General features: G+C 53.9%; 1 rRNA gene. It reads left to right on the top strand.

What is annotated here, in order from left to right:
* Positions 1-529: ribosomal RNA gene (locus tag MHY24_RS12025) — 23S ribosomal RNA — on the top strand; the annotation flags it as partial.

The following is a 529-nucleotide window of genomic DNA, read 5'->3' as shown; positions in this document are numbered from 1 at the left end:
CTAATTGTGTTGTACGGCAGTGAGACTGTGGGGGATAAGCTTCATAGTCGAGAGGGAAACAGCCCAGATCGCCGGTTAAGGCCCCTAAGGGTGTACTAAGTGGAAAAGGATGTGGGATCGCGAAGACAGCCAGGAGGTTGGCTTAGAAGCAGCCATCCTTGAAAGAGTGCGTAATAGCTCACTGGTCGAGTGGTTCTGCGCCGACAATTCAGTGGGGCTCAAGTACACCGCCGAAGCCGCGGCAAACATTTTTTGTTTGGGTAGGGGAGCGTCGTGCATGGGTTGAAGCGTTACCGTAAGGAGGCGTGGACTGTGTGCGAGTGAGAATGCAGGCATGAGTAACGAATTGATAGGTGAGAATCCTATCCGCCGGATGACTAAGGGTTCCTGGGTCAAGTTCGTCTTCCCAGGGTGAGTCGGGACCTAAGGCGAGGCCGACAGGCGTAGTCGATGGATAACCAGTTGATATTCTGGTACCCGTACATGCGCGCCCATGATGAAGCACTGATACTAACCACCGCGGATGCAC

The sequence above is a fragment of the Corynebacterium sp. ACRPQ genome (assembly GCF_022347225.1).
GTDB lineage: Bacteria > Actinomycetota > Actinomycetes > Mycobacteriales > Mycobacteriaceae > Corynebacterium > Corynebacterium tuberculostearicum_D.
The sequence above is the reverse complement of the archived record's forward strand: the minus strand, read 5'-3'. Positions and strand labels throughout refer to the sequence as shown.